At 59.0% G+C, this 15,756-nt stretch carries 13 protein-coding genes and 1 tRNA gene; 5 read left to right on the top strand and 9 right to left on the bottom strand.

Annotated elements, in window-relative coordinates:
* Positions 1–77: 77 nt before the first annotated feature.
* The 7 genes from NZK35_RS31455 to leuB all read right to left on the bottom strand — a co-directional run bounded on the left by NZK35_RS31455 (position 78) and on the right by leuB (position 9,398).
* Positions 78–971 carry an ATP-binding response regulator gene (locus NZK35_RS31455; RefSeq protein ID WP_259636501.1) on the bottom strand — a complete coding sequence of 298 codons (894 nt, stop codon included), beginning with the start codon at positions 969–971 and terminating at the stop codon, positions 78–80.
* 276 nt (positions 972–1,247) lie between these two features.
* Complete coding sequence (locus NZK35_RS31450; protein ID WP_259636500.1) at positions 1,248–3,431, bottom strand: sulfatase-like hydrolase/transferase; 2,184 nt, start codon at positions 3,429–3,431, stop codon at positions 1,248–1,250.
* A 113-nt stretch (positions 3,432–3,544) separates the two neighbouring features.
* A complete protein-coding gene (locus tag NZK35_RS31445; protein WP_259636499.1) occupies positions 3,545–5,305 on the bottom strand; it encodes a redoxin domain-containing protein in 1,761 nt (586 codons plus the stop codon).
* Positions 5,306–5,487: 182 nt separating this feature from the next.
* Positions 5,488–6,390: a LysR family transcriptional regulator gene (locus NZK35_RS31440; RefSeq protein ID WP_261364977.1), complete on the bottom strand. Its 903-nt coding sequence runs from the start codon at positions 6,388–6,390 to the stop codon at positions 5,488–5,490.
* Positions 6,391–6,431: 41 nt separating this feature from the next.
* Positions 6,432–7,211 (bottom strand): TatD family hydrolase, encoded by a 780-nt coding sequence (locus NZK35_RS31435; protein ID WP_259636497.1) that lies wholly within the window; start codon positions 7,209–7,211, stop codon positions 6,432–6,434.
* Positions 7,211–8,251: a phosphatidate cytidylyltransferase gene (locus tag NZK35_RS31430; protein WP_259636496.1), complete on the bottom strand. Its 1,041-nt coding sequence runs from the start codon at positions 8,249–8,251 to the stop codon at positions 7,211–7,213. Before NZK35_RS31430 ends, NZK35_RS31435 begins: the two co-directional genes overlap by 1 nt.
* A gap of 73 nt (positions 8,252–8,324) precedes the next feature.
* On the bottom strand, positions 8,325–9,398 hold the full coding sequence (gene leuB / locus NZK35_RS31425; protein ID WP_259636495.1) for a 3-isopropylmalate dehydrogenase: 1,074 nt from the start codon (positions 9,396–9,398) through the stop codon (positions 8,325–8,327).
* 260 nt (positions 9,399–9,658) lie between these two features.
* Between leuB and NZK35_RS31420 the strand changes: the two genes are divergently transcribed.
* Entirely contained in the window at positions 9,659–10,900 is a 1,242-nt protein-coding gene (locus NZK35_RS31420) for a glycosyltransferase family 4 protein (RefSeq protein WP_259636494.1), read from the top strand.
* On the opposite strand, the gene NZK35_RS31415 is transcribed toward NZK35_RS31420, so the two are convergent.
* Complete coding sequence (locus NZK35_RS31415; protein WP_259636493.1) at positions 10,897–11,208, bottom strand: Dabb family protein; 312 nt, start codon at positions 11,206–11,208, stop codon at positions 10,897–10,899. The genes NZK35_RS31420 and NZK35_RS31415 overlap by 4 nt on opposite strands.
* Before the next feature lie 148 nt (positions 11,209–11,356).
* Between NZK35_RS31415 and ligA the strand changes: the two genes are divergently transcribed.
* Together ligA and NZK35_RS31405 are read left to right on the top strand one after the other, a co-directional pair.
* Entirely contained in the window at positions 11,357–13,432 is a 2,076-nt protein-coding gene (gene ligA, locus NZK35_RS31410) for an NAD-dependent DNA ligase LigA (RefSeq protein ID WP_259636492.1), read from the top strand.
* Between the two features lie 135 nt (positions 13,433–13,567).
* Positions 13,568–13,641, top strand: a tRNA-Met gene (locus NZK35_RS31405).
* Positions 13,642–14,026: 385 nt separating this feature from the next.
* Here NZK35_RS31405 and NZK35_RS31400 read toward each other — a convergent pair.
* A complete protein-coding gene (locus NZK35_RS31400) occupies positions 14,027–14,311 on the bottom strand; it encodes a VF530 family protein (protein WP_259636491.1) in 285 nt (94 codons plus the stop codon).
* Positions 14,312–14,450: 139 nt separating this feature from the next.
* On the opposite strand from NZK35_RS31400, the gene NZK35_RS31395 reads away from it, so the two are divergent.
* Entirely contained in the window at positions 14,451–15,077 is a 627-nt protein-coding gene (locus tag NZK35_RS31395; protein WP_259636490.1) for a CDP-alcohol phosphatidyltransferase family protein, read from the top strand.
* Between the two features lie 101 nt (positions 15,078–15,178).
* Positions 15,179–15,637, top strand: a complete 459-nt coding sequence (locus NZK35_RS31390) for a TIGR03067 domain-containing protein (RefSeq protein WP_259636489.1) — start codon at positions 15,179–15,181, stop codon at positions 15,635–15,637.
* Positions 15,638–15,756: the final 119 nt, after the last annotated feature.

Raw genomic sequence — 15,756 nt, 5'->3', positions numbered from 1 at the left:
AAGCCTGCACACCAGCGCTGATCCTCGTGCCAATCGTACCTGCCTTCTTTTCCGCGGCACCCTCTCCCACCTGATTGTTACCGTGAGATGTACTTGACCAGAGTCACTTTCCGTGACGCCGAATCGATGAAGACTTCATCCATCACACTGGTCAGCAGCAACATGCCGCGTCCACGTTCGTCCGAAAAACTTTGCGGGGTGCCCGGCATCGGGGCGTGATGGATCGACTGGCCGGAACCTTCATGAACGACCACCAATCTCGCTTCCCGATCCGTCACTGCCAACTGCACCGTGACAATCCGTTCGGCCATCGATCTCAACGACTCGTCCTCCAGCTTTTCTGCCACCAGTGCCCGCGTGTAGTCGATCGACATCGGCGTGGAACGGACGGGTTGTTCGAAATTGCCGTGGATGATGGAGTGCGTGATCAAATAGTCGAGCGCTTCGGCGATTCGAATTCGGTCGCTGGTGTGCAGCACGTTCATCGCGGCCAGCAACCGAACGATCAGGCTGACAAGCGGTGTGATTCGCTCGATCGAGCAATCGAGCACAAAATCGAACGTGGTCGGCGTCAGCGCTCCCTTCAAGTAAAGCGATTGGGCGTTCGCTTGGGCAAAGGCCGTGATTCGGTTGACGATATCAGGCAGCAGGATCCCGACGTGGTCTTTGGAGATGTAATTGGCGGCGCCCACACCCAGCGCCTCGGCGGCCAAGTCCTCGTTGCCGAATGCCGTCACCAGGACTGCCGGGACGAGCGAGCATTCGGTGCGCATGGCCCGAATCAACTCAACCCCGTTCATCTCCGGCATCTGCATGTCCGTGATGACTAAATCCGGCGTGTGCTCCCGCAGCGACGCCAGCGCCTCCAGGCCATTGCTTGCCGTCCGAACCCGCAATCCTTGCTGATGCAAAACCGACGTGATCAAAGCGATCTGGGTGGCGCTATCGTCGACGACCAGGATGTTCGGCATGGCAGGGTACTTGAGAAGGTGTCAGAAGAGCCATCACCGATGATAGCGAACCGCTCGCGAGCATTGTTGCCCGAGCGTGTCAAAAACAGACGCCACGCTAAACTCGGGGCCTGCAACCGATAGCATCGGAATTCATTATCGCGGCAGGTGGCGTAAGCTTCCAGCATGCGATGCGGCCGGCAAGCAGGATGCTTAGCCCACGTCGGCAAGCGGGATGCTTAGCCCACTCGGCAAGCAGGATGCTTAGCCCACTCGGCAAGCAGGATGCTTACCCCACTATTCGCCGTAAACCGGCGGTTTCCAATCTTTCGGCAAACGCCCTTGCGGACGCACCCCGACGGCACCTTCGGGGATGACGGCCTCGGACGGTTGGATCAGCGGTAGATCATCCGGCAGGTGCTTGATCTTGAAATCCTTGTACTGGATTGTCATCGCCGGACCGACGTGGACCTGAACGGCAAGCACGCCTTCGAGCGATCGACCGTTTTCATCCAAGTCGATCAGGTCCGCCGTCATGTGACCATCGATCCAATGCTGGTGGTGGTTGCCTTTGACCAGGACTCGGTAATCGTGCCACTGATCGGCGGGAAACTCTTTGACAGGCATGTTGCCGACGATCCAGGGCTGTCCCTGCGGGTCAATGATCACTTTTTCACCGGTGTGCGAAAGGATGCGTCGCCCTTTCTCTTCGTACAACATGCCGTTGTAGTTCGGGTTGTCGGCAACGACGTCACACTGGTAGCCGGTGACCACGTCCAGCCCCAGATCGGGGCGTGAGGTGCCCCGGTACTGCAGCCCACTGTTTCCACCGGGCGTCACTTTGACTTTGACACGCAAGTCAAAGTTGCGGATCGTCGAACCCGTCCACGTGATGAAGCGATTCATCTTCAGCGAACCGTCGGTCACGCCGGTCAACGCCCCGTCACGCATCGACCAGTAGTTTGAATCGCCCGCCCAACCGCTCAAGTTTCGGCCATTGAGCAAATTGACAAAACCATCTTTCCCTGGTCGGACCGTGACGGCCGCGGATGCTTCGGGATGCGGCACGGTTGACGCGGTGAAGGGGGCGTTCAACGGGTCGATCGGACCACCAAGCTGTTTCACTCGTTGGTCCGTCCGCTCACGCATTGCCACCAGCGTCTCGGCGTGGGCGGGATCATCGGCCAAATTCACCAATTCGTCAGGGTCCTGCTTTAAATCATGCAGGAACTCGCGGTTCCCGTGATCAAAGTAGCGGACGTATTTAAATCGTTCGTTGCGGATGCCTTCAAATGCCGGGATGCGTGTGCGGACGGCAAAATGTTCGTGAAACGATTCGGTCCGCCAATCGGACGGTTTGTCACCGGAAACAATCGGTTGCAAACTGTGTCCCTGGTATCGCTCGGGAACCTCTGCACCGGACCAATCGACAAACGTGGCGGGCAAGTCGAGGTTCAAAGCGATCGCGTCGGTCACCTTGCCTTTTTGAGTTTGATCGACGCGGGGGTCGGCGATGATCAGTGGCACACGCAACGACTCTTCGTAGTGGGACCATTTGCCGGCCAAGCCGCGGTTGCCCATGTGATAGCCGTTGTCCGCCGAATAAACGATGATCGTGTTTTCCGCCAAGCCGGCTTCTTCCAGTTCGGACAGGAACCGGCCGATCGCGTTGTCGATCCCGCTGACCATTCTGTAGTACGCGCGGATATTGGTTTGGTACTTTTGATCGGTGTTCCAACGCCAGAAAAAACGTTCGCGATTGATGGTCGTTTTGAGGAAGTCGGGCAGGGCTTCAAAGATTTCAGGAGCATTCAAACGCGGCGGGGCGATGTCGATGTCGTCGTACATTCCATCGACGGCGCGCGGCCAGGCAAAGTGACCGATCCCGGGGCGGCGATCACCGTCTTCGGCGTGGCAGGCGTTGAACCACATGTTGAGCGCGAACGGTTTGTCCTTCGGCTGCGATTTGATGAACTCGACGCCCCGGTCGACGATCACTTCGGTTTCGTGCCGCAAACTCCCGTCGGGCTGTTTCTTGTAGAACGGGTTGCGGCCGATCGCTTCAAACTCGTCGAAGTGGTCTTCCCGCTTGTAGCCCCGAGGCATTTTCGCATGCCATTTTCCGAAGTATCCGGTTCGATAACCACGCTCCCGCAAGATGTCCGAATACAGCGTGTTGACCGCTTCGGCCCGCGCCTGTTCGGGATTGCTCGGCGAGCCATAGCTGCGGCCGGTCAGCCCGCTCAGAATGGTGGTCCGGCTGACCCAGCAGATTGAATGGCTGACGAACATGTTTTCAAATCGCGTTCCGCGAGCCGCCAGGGCGTCGATGTTCGGCGTCTCAATGACATCGTTGCCATAGCACCCGAGCGTGCTGGTTGTCTGGTCATCGGTGAAAAAAAACACGATGTTGGGCCGGTCGTCGGCAAGGACGGCGCGTGCGGACAACAGTAGCAGGACGAGCGATACAAACGTTTTCATGGCAACCCACCGAGAGGAACGGAAAGAACACCTGAGATTCTAACCAGTCCACCGGCGAGAGTCGCCGGTGGTCCCGAAATTGCCGTCTGCCCCCCAAGACCCTGCAACAGCGTTCAGAATTCGTCGTTGATCGGGACGGTGTCCATGAACCCGATCATCATCTCGTCAAAACTTTGATCCCCCCAGCGGACCGGTCTGGTCGGATCGGGATTGGTCAGGTTGGACTCGCTGTTGTCGAACACGGCCGTGCATTCGATCCGCGTATTGCGTGGAATTCGCAGCGGCTCGGCGAGGACATACTTCAGCTGCCAATTGAAGTCGTAATTCGGCACATCGAGCAACACTTTCGTGGTGTTGTCTGGGAAATGGGCAACGTAACGAAACGATTTGCCGCGCAAGTGCATGTGGGGGGACATGCTGATCAGGTTTTCTTCGGTGCGGGCGTGGTAGGTCGCCGAAACGACGTGATTGGGTTCACCGGGCGGAATTTCGAACTTGGTGTTGATCGCTAGTCGGCCCCGCAACAGCTTTCGAACGTTTAGCTTGGTGGTGAATTTGACGCCCAGGTAACTGAGATCTTCCTGCTCGGTTCCGTTGGGCGTGTAGTGCATTTCGAACAACAACTTGCTACCGGCTTCGACACGAAGCGCGACGCCGTCTTTGAGCTCCATCGGCGGACTGCCCGGCGCGTAACCGGCGACGACTTGACGAAGATCCTGGCGTTGTTCGCCTTCGGGAATCACGTACACCAGAATGTGATGCACGACGCTTCGTTTGTCCGGGCGTGCTTCCGCTGCGACGATGTACTTGTCCTCCTCCCAGCCCGGATCGACGACAAATCGCTGGTAGTCGACGACGCCTTCGGCGGGCACCCGAAACGCTCGGTCCCGCATCGTGATGACTTCGTCTGGCCTGCCGATTTGCCATCCGGCGACAAATTCAGGTGGGGCGGGCAGGTCACGGACATCGCCTTCGGGCATTCCGTTGTCGACCCAGGTTTCAATCAAGTCGCGTTCCCGCTCGCTCAAGCGGGGGTCGTTGGCAAAGGTTCCGTGTGCCGGATTGGCCGACCAGGGGGGCATGCGATTGTCGGCGATGACCTCCAGGATCGTGTCTTCCCAGCCCAGCACGTCGTCGTAGCTGCTCAACGTAAAGGGAGCGATCTCGCCGTCGCGGTGGCAACTGACGCAATGTGCATTGAAGATCGGCGCGATGTGCTTGGTAAAGGTCACCTCGCCCGTCGCCTCGATCGGTTTGACACGCCCGATGTGGCAGCCGACCGGCTCGGTCGTCGGCTCGGTGACCGGCTGGCCGGCCAACAATTGATCGATCGCCCGAGTCAACTCCGGCTCGGCTTCACGTTCACGCGAGTATCCGACGCCATATTGATCGTCGATGCGACCGTGATAGCGAACCGTGCGTTCGCGATCAATCAAAAACACCTCCGGCGTCCTGGTGGCGCCCAACGCATCGGCGACGACGTTGCCCGGGTCTTTCAACATCGGAAAACCGATCGCGTGACGATGCACGTAAGCGGCCAGTTCGGTCAAGCTGTCTTGCGTGTTGGAATTAATCCCAACAACTTGGACTCCGCGATCGGCATAGCGTTGTTGGATGTCCGTCAGCCGAGGGCCATACAGTTTGGCGAGCGGACACTCCGTCCCGAGAAAGACGATCGCGATCGCTTGTCGGTCATCAAAATGGCTCAATGAAACAGACTTGCCGTAGCAGTTGTCCAGCGTGAAGTCCGCGACTTTCATGCCGATGGTTCCGCCCGCGTTCGACGCGGCATCGTCAGCCTGGACGGGATTCGTCCCGAAAGTCACTAGGGCGGCAAGACAGACAAACAGCACATCGGGACGTTGCAGGAACATTCGATCCGGTCTCAGGTTTCAGTCGGCGACAAACAAGTGAACGATGGGGCGGCCGGCCAAAAGGACCGGCAAATCTCGCCACGATGCGACACGATCACATCGATCACGCACATCATCGGCGATATTGTCCGCGAAAGCACGGCCAACGGATTGGGATTTGCGTATCGATTCGTATCGATCCGTCACTGCTTTCTCCTCGCCTGTTCAATCGTCCCAGCGTACGCCCGTACTGCGTTGCGGAAAGCTTCCATCAGGCGGCTTTGAAAGCGATAGGGATTCCACACGGCGACGATCGTGCGGGTCGGCCTGGCGCCGCTGAGGGAGCGGTAGACACGGCGTTCGGATTGATCCAACCGCCGGGCCATCATCGGGATCATCGAGATGCCATGATCGAGCGAGACGAGTTCTTGGACCGTCGCCATCTGGCTGGTGCGTTCCACGGAGACCGGGTGAAACGATTGTTTGCGGCAGAAGGAAACAATGTTGTCGGAGAGACAATGAGCTTCCCCGAGTAAGACGAAGGGGATCTGATCGATGTCTGATAGCTCGATCGATTCTTTGGAAACGAGTGGGTGATTCGGCGGCAACACCAACAACAACTCCTCCTCAAACAGTTCTTCGATCTCCAGGTACCTGGCTTGAATCGGCAACGCAAGGATCGCCACATCGATGACGCCGTCGGTGCATGCTTTCAACAATTCATCGGTGGTTGCTTCTTGGACGACCAGCGTTGCTTGGGGATAGTCTTCGGCAAATTGCCGCAGCAGCCCGGGCAGGAAAAACGGCGCGATCGTCGGAATGGCCCCCACGCGAATGCGGCCGACTTGCCCATCGTCGACGATCTCCGCGAGTGTGTCCTCCAGGATCGATAAAACTTCTTTGGCGCGACCCTGCAACAGCTTTCCGGCATCGGTCAGCGAGACACCTTTGGTTTGGCGTTCGAGCACCGGCTGGCCGATTTCCTCTTCCAGGCGTGCGATCGATCGACTCAGCGCAGGCTGGGAGATTCCCAAATGTTCCGCCGCGCGGGTGAAATTGCCGTCCGCGGCGACTTGCAAGAAGTATCGAAGTTGGTCCAATTCCATCGCGCCGAAATCCCTGGGGTATCGTTTCACGAACGTTTTCGTTACGGCAGTTGAAACAAGCGTCTGGCGTTTTCGGTCGTTGTCTCAGCCAACGATTCAGCCGATACGCCACGAAGCTTGGCCAAGCAGCGGAGTGTGTGTTCGACCCGCGCCGGTTCGTTCGGCCGTTTGCCTCGCAGGGGTTCGGGGCTTAGGTACGGTGAATCGGTTTCGACCAGCAATCGGTCTTCGGGAACCTGTCGGGCGACCTCCCTCAGCTCGTCGCTTTTTTTGAACGTCACCATCCCGGCAAAGCTGATGTGCAGCCCGAGATCCAAACACGTTTCGGCGCACTGCCAATCGCCGGTGAAGGAATGCATGATGCCCGGCGGCACCGAGCTTTGCCGTTTCAATTGATCGACGATCAAATCCCCACTGTCGCGCATGTGGATGACCATCGGCAGGGAAGTGTCGCGACAGAGTTGCATGTGTCGATCAAAATACACGTGTTGCAATTCGATCGGCGTATCGTCCCAGTAACAGTCCAGTCCGGTTTCGCCGATGGCGCGGACACCGGGGTATCCTGCCAGCTCTTCGATGATCGCGAAATCGCCGACGTCGGCTTCGGCGGCGGAGTTCGGTTGGATTCCGACGGCGGCGTACAGAAATCCCGGGTATTCGGCCGCCAGATCACAGGCGCGGCGACTGGTTGCGACATCGATCCCGATCACCATGATCGCTTCCACGCCGGCGTCGCGTGCGCGGCTGACGGTCTCGTCCAAACCTTCGGCAAAGGCATCGACGTTCAGGTGCGCGTGGGTGTCGAAGAGTCGCAGCGTCATTAGGCTGAAAAGAAGTAGCGAGTCAGGTGATAAAAGACCGGTGCGGCGAAGCAGATATTGTCGATTTGATCGAGCACGCCGGCGTGACCTTGGACCAGCGTTCCCGTATCGGTGACGCCGCGGTCGCGTTTGATGGCGCTCATCGTCATCGCGCCGCCACAGGCCATGGTGGTGACGACGGCCGCCAGCACACCGGCTTCCCAGGGGTAAAACGGAGTCGCCCAGGAGAGCGCCGCGGCGATCAGCCCGGTGGTCACCATCGAACCCAGCACGCCTTCCCAGGTTCGTGACCCATTGATCTTTTCCGCGATGACATGCCGCCCGGCCAGCTTGGTCCAGCCGCGTTCGAGCACGGCAGCCAACTGCGCGATCACGACCAAAAAAATCAGAACGCTGACGTTGCTGCCCGGCCAAGGCTCGCCGCCGGTTCGCACCAAATCCAGATCCAGCAGGGCCGGGGCGTAACTGAGCGCGTACACGCAAATCAGCAATCCGGCTTGGATTTTCGCACTCCGTTCGAGAAACCGTTTGTAGTCACCGGCGATCGCGGCACGCGCGGGAATGAACAGACTGGCGTACACCGGGATCATGATGCTGTACAAGCCGTAGTAGTCGTTCTGAGGAACGAAGCTGGGTGGATGGCTTCCCAGGGCGATCAAGATGTATTGCAGCGGAGTGAACACAAAGAACACCCAGAACAGCGTGCGGTGGTCTCCGCGCCGCGTCGGCGTCATCGTGATGAATTCTCGCAGCGCCCAAAAGGACACGAACCCGAACAGGATGACGACCCCGATTCGCTGGAGTAAGAAGCCGAAGACGAAGATCGCCGTCATCAGCCACCAGACACGGAGCTTTTGGTTGTACCGCCGGACGATGGCCGAATCGACGCCCATCGTTTCGCGACGTGACAACAGAAAACCGACCAGCGAGGCGATGCCCAGCGCGGACAGGATCACCGCAACGAGAATCATCGCCCGCGTGGACAACCAGACGGTGCTCGCAAGCATCCCGATTTCTGGTTGAGTAAGAGTGTCGTTCATCAGGGTTCCCGGTGCATGGCAATGGGTAGCCGGCGTTGCCAGAACGTCCGGCTACAGAGTCATTGCAAACCCATCACTGCTTGAGTTGGTTGACGACGGCGTCACCCATCGCTTCGGTTGAGACCGAGGGGCCGCCCCGGGCGATGTCGGCGGTTCGCAGGCCGGCGGCCAACACGTCGCCGACGGCCGTTTCGATCGCGACCGCTTCGGCGTCCGCGTTCAACGAATGACGCAGCAGCATCGCCGCAGCCAAAATGGTCGCCAGCGGATTGGCGATCCCTTTGCCTGCGATGTCGGGGGCCGAACCATGGATCGGTTCGTACAAACCGGGACCGTCACTGCCCAGCGAGGCACTCGGCAGCATGCCCAACGAACCGGGCAACATCGACGCCTCGTCGGTCAAGATGTCACCAAACATGTTGCCGGTGACGACGACGTCGAAATCCGAGGGGCGATTGATCAGGTGCATCGCCATCGCATCGACCAGCACGACGTCGTAGTTGACTTCGGGGAACTCTTCGGCCATCACGCGTGCGGCGGTTTGACGCCACAGCCGGCTCGGCTCCAACACGTTGGCCTTGTCAACGCTGGTCAATCGGTTGTCGCGTCCCTTGGCGGCTTGAGCGGCCAGGCGAACGATGCGCTCGACCTCACCGACGCTGTAGACCATCGCCTGGCTGGCGGATTCATCGGCTCCGGATCCGCTGCGACTGGATTCGCCGAAATAAATTCCGCCGGTCAGCTCACGAAAGAACAGAATGTCGGTGCCCTCGATGATCTCGCGACGCAGCGGCGAGGCGTCGATCAATTGATCGAACAGCTTGATCGGTCTCAGGTTGGCGAACAGTCCAAGCTCCTTGCGGATCTTCAACAGTCCGGCTTCGGGACGCGTCTTGGCCGACGGGTCATCCCACTTGGGACCGCCGACGGCGCCCAACAGGATCGCATTGGCATTTCGACAGGCCTGAACGGTCGCCTCCGGCAGCGGGTCACCGGTTTCGTCGATCGCGATCCCACCGATCAGGTGCGATTGGAAAGTGAATTCGTGACCGAAAATCTCACCAATCGTTTCGAGAACACGTTTGGCTTGCTGCGTGATTTCGGGACCGATGCCGTCGCCGGGCAAAAGAACGATGGAAGCTTTCAAGGTTTCTGGGCTGGTCTGGGGAGGAAGGGCTGTTCAGGGAAACGCGTACTGTAGCCGAATCGGGCCGTTTTCCCCAGAGGCGAAGGCGGACGAATCGGTGTCCCCACTAACCGGCGCAAACCGCAAATCCTATCCCGTGACCTGCCGCCAGAGTGTCTGTTCGCACGCGGCCGGCCAAATTGATCGCGGCAAGGTGGAATCGCGACGCAGCCTGTTGAAGACAGGTCATTGGAGCCCGTTCTTTTACCCCCAACGCCATCATGCAAGCTGGAAATCTCGGCCGATCGAGCTCGACCGGACCACTCCCCACGACTCCGATCGTCATCCATCCGCAGGCCTCGGGTCCGGTGGAGCAGAATTCGAGCCTGACGGGGGGCGGCGCTGCGACGTCATCGGTTCGCGTGTTGCACATCGTCAACGGAGAACATTTCGCCGGGGCCGAACGGGTTCAGTCCCACCTGGGCCGCTGCTTGCCAGAATTCGCCGTCGATGCCGATTTCGCGTGCGTGAAACCGGGAAAGTTTGCCAAAGCGCTGGTCGAACACGGCGGAGCCTGGGGCCTCTGTTTCCGTGCGGACATGAAAAATCGGCTGGACGTCCGCGCCGCCTGGCGGGTCCGCCGACTGGTCCGAGAGAACGGGTACGATTTGATGCACGCGCACACGCCGCGAACGGCGATAATCGCGTCCCTGGCGTCGCGCCTGACCGGGGTGCCGTGGATCTATCATGTCCACAGTCCCACGGCTCGTGATTCGTCCAAGCCGTTGACGAATCATGCCAACGCGGTCGTCGAAAAATTATCGCTGCGGGGATGCAGCCACCTGATCACTGTTTCGGAAAGTTTGCGATTGGATTGCATTCGCCGCGGTTGTCGCGAAGAGGATGTCACCGTGGTGCACAACGGCGTGCCCGCGATCTGCCCACCGCGATCGGCTACCCCGGTCGTCGGCGGACGCTGGGTGCTCGGCATGGTTGCGTTGATGCGACCGCGAAAGGGACTGGAGATTGCCCTCGAAGCGATCGCAACACTGCGTGACCAACACGACGTCCGCCTGCGGATCATCGGACCCTTCGAAACCGATGCCTACAAGGAATCGATCGAAGACCTGATCGCAAAGCTGCAAGTTTCGGGACTGGTCGAGCGAGTCGGTTTCACACGCAACGTGCCGGGCGAACTGGCCAAGTTGGATGCGATGGTGTTGCCGAGTCTGTACGGAGAAGGGTTGCCGATGGTGGTGCTCGAATCCATGGCCGCAGGTCTTCCCGTCATTGCCACGCGGGTCGAGGGAACCCCCGAAGCGTTGACCGACGGCGCACAGGGGCTGCTCGCCGAGCCGGGCGACGCGAAAAGTCTGGCCGACAAAATCGGTGAGCTGATCTCGGGCGTCCATGACTGGCAACAGATGTCCGACGCCGCGATCGAGCGTCATGCCGAAGATTTCTCGGACGTCGCGATGGCCAGTCGCACGGCGGATGTCTATCGAAGGGTGCTCGGCCTCTAGTCTTCCAACAGACTGTCACAGACCTGAACCGTGGCCCAATTCTCTTTTTGACGCTCGATGAATTCGAGGTGTCGGGGGGCCGTTTGGTACACGTCGTGGGTCGCGCGATCGCGAAAGATCACGTGCAGCGAAACGTCAAACTTGACGTTGACCGGCCGGTCCAATTCGGCGTCTCGGCGGCCGACCGAAAAACCGATCACTCCGTCGTGATCGTCCAGGTACTTTTGGCAGTCCGCGACCAGGCCGTCGACCGCTGCCGGGCTGTTATCTTTCAGCGTAAAAAAAACGTGGTGGGCGAGCCGAGCCATGGGACAATCCTTGCAACAAGCGGGAAAGACGGGGAATTCACGTGCGCCAAGTATCGTAATCAAACCGTGCCCCGTGGCGAGCCCCCGAAGCGACGCGTTAAATTACGGCGCCCCCTTGTCTGCCACCGACCTTTTTTCAACCGATTCCATGACGACTCCGGCAAAACGCGTCCAAGCACTTCGCGATGAAATTCGTCGTCACGACCACGCGTATTACGTGTCGGCCAAGCCGTCGATCAGTGACTTGGAATACGATCGGCTGCTGGAGGAATTGCGAGACCTGGAAACCGAACACCCCGATCTGCTCACACCCGACTCGCCGACCCAACGCATCGGCGATCAACCGGTCGAGCATCTGGTCCAGGTCCCGCATTCGGTCCCCATGCTGTCGATCGACAACACGTACAGCCGCGAGGAATTGAAAGCCTACTTTGACCGCACCGAAAAACTGCTCCAAGGACAGCCGATCGAGTGGGTGATGGAATACAAGATCGACGGGGTGGCCGCCTCGGTGCGTTACGAAAATGGCGAAATGAAGCTTGCGGTGACGCGAGGCAACGGAACCGTCGGCGACGATATCACACACAACATCCGGACCGTTCGTGATCTACCGCTCCGCATCAAGGGAAAGAAGACGCCCGAGGTCTTGGAGGTGCGCGGCGAAGTCTACATGACCAACACGGACTTGGCCGACTTGAACGAACGGCAAGTCGCCGCGGGAGCCGAGCCCTTCAAAAACACTCGCAATGTCACGGCCGGAACGATTCGGTTGCTCGATCCGGCCATCGCCGCCGAACGCAATCTGCGATTCTTTTGCCACGGCGTGGGACAAGTCGATGGGCTGTCCGCGAAAAAACACATGCAATTCCTGGAGCAGATCGCGGCGTATGGCATTCCGATGACACCCGATGTCCGCGTCTTTCCCAACGCCGCGGCGGTGATCGAGGCGGTCGATGAACTGGAACAGGGGATGCCCGACCTGCCGTTTGAGGTCGACGGGATTGTGTTCAAAGTCAACGATTTCGCGCAGCGTGAAAAACTGGGCATGCGGAGCAAGAGTCCGCGATGGTTGATCGCTTATAAGTTCGAACGCTACGAAGCGGTCACAAGCTTGAATGACATCAGTGTCCAAGTCGGCAAGACGGGCGCCGTCACCCCGGTGGCTCATCTGGAGCCGGTGGAGATTGCCGACACCACTGTCTCGCGCGCCTCACTGCACAATGCCGATGAAATCGAACGATTGGACGTGCGAATCGGCGACGTCGTGGTGGTCGAAAAAGCGGGGAAGATCATTCCCAAGGTGGTTCGCGTCGAAAAACACTTGCGCAAGGGAAAGCTTTCACCGTATCGCTTTCCCGAGGCGTGTCCGGAGTGCGACACGGAACTGGTTCGCGATGACGGGGGAGTCTATATCCGATGCCCCAATCCCCAATGCCCCGCGCAACTGAAACAGCGATTGATTTACTTCGGCAGCCGGCCCGGAATGGACATCGATGGACTGGGCGAGGAAGTCGTGGACCTGCTGCTCGGCCACGGCCTGTTGCACAGCTATGCCGACCTGTATCGCTTGTCGGTCGATCAGGTCGCGTCGCTCGATTGGCTGAAACAACGAAAAGGGAAAGACGGGAAATTAATTGTCGTCAAGGTCGGCGAGCGAAATGCTGAAAATCTGATCGCGGGAATCGACAAGAGCCGTGATCGCGGGTTGGCCCGGGTGCTGTCCTCGATTTCGATTCGGCACGTCGGTCCACGCGTCGCGTCGCTGATCACGGCAAAGTACCACACGCTCGAAAAGCTCCGCGAGGCATCGGTCGAAGATCTGGCGGACCTGCATGAGATCGGAGACCGCATCGCCAAGAGTCTGCACGAATTTCTGCACAGCGACTACGGCCGGAAAACGCTCGACGAACTCGCAGCCGAAGGCGTCAAGTTGGAAGACCCCGAACCTGTCGAGGTCGAAGGCGGTCGTTTGTTGGAAGGGAAAACCGTCGTCGTCACGGGGACCCTGAAACATTACAAGCGGGACGAGATCAAAAAACTGATCACGGAACTGGGCGGCCGAGCGTCGGGCAGCGTCAGCAAAAACACGGACTTTTTGGTCGCCGGAGAAAAAGCCGGCAGCAAGCTGACCAAGGCCAACGAATTGGGGGTCAAGGTGCTCTCCGAACAGGCGTTCCAGGCTTTGGTTGCCGGCCAGGATGGGGCTGACGGGAGTGACGGATGACGCCCGTGCGTTGCCGTCAGGCCGGCCGGTGCGGGTGGGGCAAGGACGAAGATTTTCCCTTCGGAGAACGTCCGCTGGCGAGTTCAAGACGAGGCTTGTCAGGCTTGGCCGGCTTTGGCATACTGTCCCGCACTTGGCGAGGTAGCTCAGTCGGTTAGAGCGGTGGCTTCATAAGCCATAGGTCGCTGGTTCAAGTCCAGTCCTCGCTACTTCTTTCTCCGCGGTCCGTTCTGTGACCGCACTGTGCTGTGGCAGCGCCGTTCTGTGGCAGCACTGTTCTGTGACAGCGCCGTTCGGCCCAGCTTGGCGGCCGATTGTGCCAGCCCAGATCGACGACCTTCGATTCATCGTTGGGCGATGATCGCCCGCGAAGACCCTCCCCTCGCTGCGCTCGACCCTCCCTGGCAGGGAGGGTGACGATGAAGGAGCCTGTTCGCTTGAGACGGATGAGGCCACCCATCATTCTGCCACCCATCATTCTGCCACCCATCGTTTTGCCACCCATCGTTTTGCCACCCATCGTTTTGCCCCCATCATTCTGCCCCGTATCATTCCGCCATCCAACCACGACTCCCCCATCGCTGGTCAACCCACTCAGCCTTCATCACCCTGTCCTTCATCACCGCCCTCACCTCTCGACTTTCGAGCGACGTTTCGATTCTCGTAGCAGACCGACCGCAAATACAGCCGCTCCACCTTGGCCCTGGCCCAGGGCGTTTTCCGCAGAAACTTCAGGCTTGATTTGAGACTGGGATCGTGCGTGAAGCAGCGAATTTGGATTCGGTTGCCCAATTCTTCCCACCCGTAGCGTTCGACCAGCCGCTCCAGCAAGTCTGCCAATGTGACTCCGTGCAGCGGATTGTTGGGTTGCTGTTTCATCGTTGTCGCGGGTCGGAAGCCTGCAAGGCACGCAAAGATTCGGTTCGGGTGGTGTCCGGATCAATGGTATGCTCGGGTTTGTGTCGTTGGATAGCCCACCAACCGCCTGCGGTGTTGCGGGAGGGAGAGAGCAGGGAACGTGACTATCGCACCTGAAACAGACCGTTGGTTGACGGCTCCCAACGTCATCACGACGTCCCGCATTGTAGGCTCCCCGGCGCTGGTCCCGTTGGCGATCGCCCAGCAGATGACTTGGCTGGCCGCCCTGGTGATCTTTTTGGTTTTCACCGAATGGTTGGACGGATTCCTGGCCCGGCGATCCCACGTCACCTCGGCCGTCGGCGCACGTCTGGACACGGTCGCGGACGCCGTTTTCTACCTGTCCGTGCTGGTCGCGTTGATGGCGTACCAGCCCGATCTGGTCGCTAGAGAGAAGTATTGGATGCTGGTGGCGATCACGAGCTACGCGTTGAATTGGCTGTCCTGTTTGATCAAGTTTTGGCGGCTGCCCAGCTATCACACCTGGGCCTCCAAAGGGGTTTGGTTGATCATCATCCCGGGCACGGTCCTGTGGTTGGCCGGCATCACCCCGTGGCTCGTGCGCCTTTCGATGGTTTGCGTCACGTTGGCCAATACCGAAGCGATCTTGATCACGTTGGTGCTACGCGAGTGTCGGGTGGACGTCCCGTCGCTCTGGCACGCCCTGAAAATAAAGCGGCGCGTTGCCGCCGATGAGAATGTGGCAAGGCGACAAGAAAATGGCTGACAAGAAAATGACAATCCAAAAGTGATCGGACCTGGAGGAGGACGCAACGCTTATAATCGGGGATGTTTTTTGTTGTCCGTTTGAGGTGGAGGACCGGTGCGATGCGAAGTTTAGTGATTGGCCTATTGGTGGTTGGGTTTGCTTTTCCGATTGCCGCGCACGTCGACGATGCGACAGACCGGACCGTCCAAAAGGATCGCAAGAAACTCCAGGGCACCTGGCAAGTCACCTCGCTGGTGATTGCCGGCAACAAAGCGAACGACGAAGACGTGAAAAAACTGACGGTCGTCAATGGCGACGACGGCACCTGGAGCGTGCGTTCAGAAGGCAAGGAAACAAGCAAGGGCACAAGCACGATCTCGCCGAACGCAAAACCCAAGACCATCGATTTCACCGCGACCGAGGGCGGAGGCAGCGGCGATCAATTTGTCGGGATCTACCAACTCGGCAAAAACAACCGAAAGCTGTGCTTTGTGCGAAGCGACAAAGAACGTCCCACCGACTTCACGTCGACTACGGAGAATCAGGCCATCCTTGTGACGTTCAAGCGAATCGAGTAGTCGTCCGTCTCGCGTTCTTTGTCGTGCATCACCCCGGGTAGGGGTGAAAACAAGTAGCCGGTGATCGCGATCTCGCACCACCGGAAACGTCTTTTTTCTGTGTTTCCTAAGGCGTTAGC

It is taken from the genome of Stieleria sedimenti, assembly GCF_025060895.1.
GTDB lineage: Bacteria > Planctomycetota > Planctomycetia > Pirellulales > Pirellulaceae > Stieleria > Stieleria sedimenti.
Note: the sequence above shows the minus strand (reverse complement) of the source record. Positions and strands in the feature narration are given on the sequence as shown.

What these genes read in the sequence shown, in the direction of transcription:
- NZK35_RS31420 (WP_259636494.1), top strand. Translation starts at nt 9,659, where the DNA reads ATGCAAGCTGGAAATCTCGGCCGATCGAGCTCGACCGGACCACTCCCC.
- ligA (WP_259636492.1), top strand. Translation starts at nt 11,357, where the DNA reads ATGACGACTCCGGCAAAACGCGTCCAAGCACTTCGCGATGAAATTCGT.
- NZK35_RS31450 (WP_259636500.1), bottom strand. Translation starts at nt 3,431, where the DNA reads ATGAAAACGTTTGTATCGCTCGTCCTGCTACTGTTGTCCGCACGCGCC.
- NZK35_RS31415 (WP_259636493.1), bottom strand. Translation starts at nt 11,208, where the DNA reads ATGGCTCGGCTCGCCCACCACGTTTTTTTTACGCTGAAAGATAACAGC.
- NZK35_RS31390 (WP_259636489.1), top strand. Translation starts at nt 15,179, where the DNA reads ATGCGAAGTTTAGTGATTGGCCTATTGGTGGTTGGGTTTGCTTTTCCG.
- NZK35_RS31400 (WP_259636491.1), bottom strand. Translation starts at nt 14,311, where the DNA reads ATGAAACAGCAACCCAACAATCCGCTGCACGGAGTCACATTGGCAGAC.
- NZK35_RS31440 (WP_261364977.1), bottom strand. Translation starts at nt 6,390, where the DNA reads ATGGAATTGGACCAACTTCGATACTTCTTGCAAGTCGCCGCGGACGGC.
- NZK35_RS31435 (WP_259636497.1), bottom strand. Translation starts at nt 7,211, where the DNA reads ATGACGCTGCGACTCTTCGACACCCACGCGCACCTGAACGTCGATGCC.
- NZK35_RS31430 (WP_259636496.1), bottom strand. Translation starts at nt 8,251, where the DNA reads ATGAACGACACTCTTACTCAACCAGAAATCGGGATGCTTGCGAGCACC.
- NZK35_RS31445 (WP_259636499.1), bottom strand. Translation starts at nt 5,305, where the DNA reads ATGTTCCTGCAACGTCCCGATGTGCTGTTTGTCTGTCTTGCCGCCCTA.
- NZK35_RS31455 (WP_259636501.1), bottom strand. Translation starts at nt 971, where the DNA reads ATGCCGAACATCCTGGTCGTCGACGATAGCGCCACCCAGATCGCTTTG.